We start from the raw sequence: 5020 nt of genomic DNA, 5'->3' as shown, positions 1-5020 counted from the left end.
GCCTCGGCCTCAAGACCACAAGGGCATTTCGCCTCAGAGTTAGGTTTAAGAGTCAGGGTAATAAGTGATGCTGTCTGGTGAGACTTTACTATTTTAAAGCCTTCCCAGAATGAAGATAGGAAAGTATGATTCGGCATGGAAACGGTAGTTTGTGTATGATTTTTGTTTGGCGACTAAACCATATCACTTACTACCGTTTTTTTTTGTTTTTAGTTCCCGCTAATCCGCGATGAACCAAAAAAGAGCCACTCTAAAGTGGCTCAATTCTTAAAATTTAAAACAAGTGTTTTAAACGTTACTCTTTACCGAATACGTTGTTCTCTTGCTCTTGTACACGGATGAAAGTCGTACGCTTAGTTAGCTCTTTAAGCTTTGCTGCGCCTACGTATGTACAAGTTGAACGCACACCACCAAGGATGTCAGAAATTGTGTTGTGAACAGAACCACGGAACGGAAGTAAAACAGTTTTACCTTCCGCAGCACGGTACTTAGCAACACCACCTGAGTGCTTGTCCATAGCCGACTGAGATGACATGCCGTAAAACTTCATGTATTGCTTGCCATCTTTCTCAACAACTTCGCCGCCTGACTCTTCGTGGCCTGCTAGCATACCACCTAGCATTACGAAGTCAGCACCGCCGCCGAACGCTTTAGATACGTCACCCGCACATGAACAGCCACCGTCACCGATGATCATGCCGCCAAGGCCGTGGGCTGCATCGCCACACTCGATGATTGCAGAAAGTTGAGGGTAACCTACACCTGTTTTAACACGAGTAGTACAAACCGAACCAGGGCCGATACCAACCTTAACGATGTCTGCGCCGGCTAGGATTAGCTCTTCAACCATGTCACCTGTTACAACGTTACCAGCAGAGATAACTTTGTTCGGGAATTCTGCACGTACTTTCTGTACGTACTCAACTAGGTGCTCTGAGTAGCCGTTAGCGATATCAATACAGATAAATACGAAGTCTTCGCTAAGCGCCATGATTTGCTTTGTTTTCTCAAACTCAGCTTCAGATGTACCTGTTGATACAAATACGTTGTTCAGTGTTTTCTTGTCTGCTGTTTTAGCGAACTCAGCCCACTGCTCTACTGTGTAGTGCTTGTGTACTGCAGTCATGACACCGTGCTCTGCTAGAGCCGCTGCCATTTCGAAACTTGCTACTGAATCCATGTTCGCTGCGATTACTGGTACACCAGACCATTGACGACCGCTATGCTTGAATGTAAACTCGCGGGTTAATTCAACTTGAGAACGACTTTTAAGAGTAGAACGCTTTGGGCGGAATAATACATCTTTGAAGCCTAGCTTAAGTTCTTGTTCGATACGCATGGTGTTTTCCTTGATTCATAAAATTATGTGTCTCTCGCGAAATGCGTAGTAAAACCGTTGGCAGACGAATTTACTTTTCTTCGGACACAAAAAAACCGGAGCGTTGGCAGACGCTCCGGTTTTCAGCATTATAGGTCGTGATTTAGTAACAGCAAGGCTGATATTTCATTTTTTTTTATGCTATCCTCTCAAAGACTCCATATCTGCTAAAACTCCTCTTGCTATATTTTCCAACTAAATTCTTACTAATTAATAACTTAACTAACCAATCACGCAAGCGGTGTCGGTTTATTGCGCAATCGTTTTCCTCCCCTTTTCACACAATATTGCCTTCAATAAGCAAATATGTGAAAAAAGTGCCTCGAATTCACATAAAAATCACATTTTTCTCCAACAAAAAAATGCCCTTTTTCTTAAATAAATTCGATTTTTCTCCTAATTTTTTCTGTTTTCGACCAAATTCGACAAACTCATGGTGCTATTGGTTGACCCTAACTTTGAAAAACTCACCCCAGTCAGCTCGATCTTGAAGGCAAGATTCAATTTGTTTCGACAATCAAAACTCCAACTTCTATTAAAAGCCTCTTAAAATACCCAACTTTATAAACCACTCACAGCCGAAATCGCGCTTCTTTGTCGTCTGGTAGTTCATTCAATCTAGGTTCTTGAAAAAAAGGTTTGAACAAAGAAAGTTCGCTGAGGTGGTGAACTGTGTAATTGGTGGAGATTTGCAGTGAGTAGACGAAAAGAGATCGAAGCCTTTAAGGGTTAATTGAAGAATAAAAAGCAAAAAATGGCTAAGGTGATTCACCTTAGCCATTTTTATTCGATGTTTGGACTGCTCTTTAAAGCCATTTAATCATCACTCTGAAGGTGTATTAGCTTTTTTGAGACATCAACGCTTCTGCTGTGGCATCCTGAATAGACAGGAACAATGACGTGACTTGCCCTGTTGGCGAGCGCATCGGGTTTAGCGTCACGTTCTGGTACATAAAGTCGGCTTGCTGAGTTACAGGCCTCACGTTACGGCACTTAAACAGATAAGGTCTTTGTTGCCACGTAATGAAGCTACGACAGCCTAGGTCATAAACCGGTTTTGTTTTAAGCCTAAACCACTCTTCTGGGATCTCAGGGAACAGTTCAAAAATAGACTTACCGATCGCATCATGCGATTGCTTACCGCTATGGTGCGTCATGAAGCCATTCCAAACTTGTACCTGAAAGTCACGGTTAATGACCACCAGCCCCATATCGACGTTTTGAACCATGTCCACCATCCAGTGGAACTGTTCAAATTCAGCAGGAAGATTCAGCATATTAAAACTCCTCCATTAGGTAGGCCAATTTGTTGTCTAGAAGAGGCAGAGACTCATCAACGAACATAAATAGAAGGTCACAACGGATTGAAGTGCCATCAATGTTGTAGCTGACTTCAAAGGTCATGGTCTTCTTAAACGAGCCACTGGTATTTTCAATGACAGAGTCAATCGAGATGTGTTGCCCGAGCAGAACCGGAGAGCTCTGGAAGAAACGAACTTCAGATTGCTCCCCTAGCCCGTTAAGGAAAGAGCCAACTAGGATATTAGATACATCCATCAGCAGTTCTAACTCTTCGAGCTGTTCACTTTCAGTTGGTACCTTCATGAGCTTTTTAAGATCGCTTACGCTGGAATCACTCAGTAAGACTAATGCTTCTCCTGCAATGCCTTCTCCGCTGAAGCCTTGGCAAACACCCGACACTTGGTCGTTGTCGGCTAGGTCACGAAGCGCCATGTGCAATTCGCTCACTTCGAAGATGTTAACGTTCGGCAGTGGTAAATGAACAAATACATTAAAATGACGAGCCAGTGCATCAGCGGCACGGCCTATCGCTACGTTCGCGACTTCCATATAGATATCGCGTCGGCGCAATATTGGAAGTTCGAGAGCAGTAGGCGTATACAATTGAGGTTGTTTTGGTGGCTCGACGTGCTCACGTAAAATCGCTTTTAACGCTTCTTTATCGATCGGCTTTTGCAAAAACGCTTTAGCGCCGAGATCCATCACCTTCTGTTGTGCTTTTGGTTGTATGTCACCAGAAACAACGACAACAGGCGTGGTATCACCCAAACGTTGCATCTCTTCCAATGTGCCATAGCCGTCTAATTCCGGCATGGTGAGGTCGAGGAACATCAATTTAAATTGGTTTTGAGCTAACTCTTCAAGTGCATTAAGCCCATGAACAGCAAAAGTTATATCTGCATTTAGAGAACTAGGCAGTGATCGAGCCATCTGCTTCCTTGCTAACGCAGAATCATCACATATAAGAACTGGGAACGACATAAATGCACCACTGACAAATTAAAGCTAATTCGAAAGAGTGTACCAGAACATTATGGTATCAGGTACGGGGTGAATGGATTTATATACAGATTATTAGTAAGAATGATGAAACAAGTGGGCAAGCTATTATTTCGCATTATTCTTCATGAAAAACAATATGCTACAAAGGTGATAATCACTCTTTACTATGGAGTAACAGCACTATTTTTATTTAATGGCAGCCTTAATAAGTCAGTTTATTAAGGTTCGCTTTGCTCATGCATTTATTGGCTTTATGTAACCATGATAAGAGAAATAGTGTAAAGAGCTAGAACTGATATGTAGGCCATAAAATCAACAATGCGAAGCGGATGATCACGGCAAAAACCAATAACGCGATGCCCAGACGGTACCATTTGTACTCCGCAATATTCATTGGGATACGTTTGTAGAACATAGTAATCACGCCTTTCCAATCGCTACTGCGTCTTCCGTACTGCATCATGCTCGTCAAAACAAACAGTGCACCAAGCACCAACATCCCTTTTTCAGCCCAGAACAATCCGACTTCCATTTGTGTATTCCTTGATAAAACGGTGAGCGACTTAGGTCATTCTAGTCACCTTTTAGCTCGGTTTCTGTAAGACCAAGGTCTAATCTTGTTCTCTGCTTATCCGGACATAGCAGTTAACTGAACAGCGTGTTCAGCTTCGCCATCTATACTCATGTTTCTACCAACAGGTGAAACTCAATAAAATCACTAAAAAAGTCACTTTGTGTATTAACTGTTTCAGCTTTGCTTGTTACTGCTCCGTTTGTGAGTGCCTCGTCAACACAAAAACCGACACAGCCGGCACTCAGCCTGAATTCAATGAAGCTGAGATGGAAAAGGTCATTGATACGGTTCAAGCGACCGAGAAGTCGATGGTGATGCAAGAGATGCGTCTTAAGAACAACATCTACAACGTGTTAACTGAAGAGCAGAAAGAGCAATTTAAGACGATGATGAAGTCAGCGCTCTCTGGTGGAAAGTAGCCTGGTAGAAACTAACTGCCCCTAATCCTGATATTGACTCCTTCCCCCGAGAGTTAATTTAGATAAACAAAAGCCACAGTATTGTCTGTGGCTTTTTATTGGTTCATCGCGGATTAGCGGGAACTAAAAACAAAAAAAAACGGTAGTAAGTGATAGGGTTTAGTCGCCAAACAAAAATCATACACAAACTACCGTTTCCATGCCGAATCATACTTTCCTATCTTCATTCTGGGAAGGCTTTAAAATAGTAAAGTCTCACCAGACAGCATCACTTATTACCCTGACTCTTAAACCTAACTCTGAGGCGAAATGCCCTTGTGGTCTTGAGGCCGAGGCTAGAGGCTA

Annotated in this window: 4 protein-coding genes and 1 pseudogene; 1 reads left to right on the top strand and 4 read right to left on the bottom strand. The window is 42.7% G+C overall.

The features are described from left to right. Positions 1–295: 295 nt before the first annotated feature. The 4 genes from L1D11_RS22235 to L1D11_RS22220 all read right to left on the bottom strand — a co-directional run bounded on the left by L1D11_RS22235 (position 296) and on the right by L1D11_RS22220 (position 4214). Positions 296–1339: a GMP reductase gene (locus L1D11_RS22235; protein ID WP_239834705.1), complete on the bottom strand. Its 1044-nt coding sequence runs from the start codon at positions 1337–1339 to the stop codon at positions 296–298. Between the two features lie 878 nt (positions 1340–2217). Next, positions 2218–2655 carry a PAS domain-containing protein gene (locus L1D11_RS22230; protein WP_017630838.1) on the bottom strand — a complete coding sequence of 146 codons (438 nt, stop codon included), beginning with the start codon at positions 2653–2655 and terminating at the stop codon, positions 2218–2220. A gap of 1 nt (position 2656) precedes the next feature. Next, complete coding sequence (locus L1D11_RS22225; RefSeq protein WP_017074861.1) at positions 2657–3661, bottom strand: response regulator; 1005 nt, start codon at positions 3659–3661, stop codon at positions 2657–2659. A gap of 307 nt (positions 3662–3968) precedes the next feature. Then, on the bottom strand, positions 3969–4214 hold the full coding sequence (locus L1D11_RS22220; protein ID WP_017630837.1) for a hypothetical protein: 246 nt from the start codon (positions 4212–4214) through the stop codon (positions 3969–3971). A 177-nt stretch (positions 4215–4391) separates the two neighbouring features. Between L1D11_RS22220 and L1D11_RS22215 the strand changes: the two are divergent. Further along, positions 4392–4675: pseudogene (locus L1D11_RS22215) on the top strand (hypothetical protein). The last annotated feature ends 345 nt before the right edge of the window (positions 4676–5020 follow it).

The organism is Vibrio sp. Isolate32, from assembly GCF_022397955.1.
Classification (GTDB): domain Bacteria; phylum Pseudomonadota; class Gammaproteobacteria; order Enterobacterales; family Vibrionaceae; genus Vibrio.
This window is presented reverse-complemented; position numbering and strand designations above follow the sequence as displayed.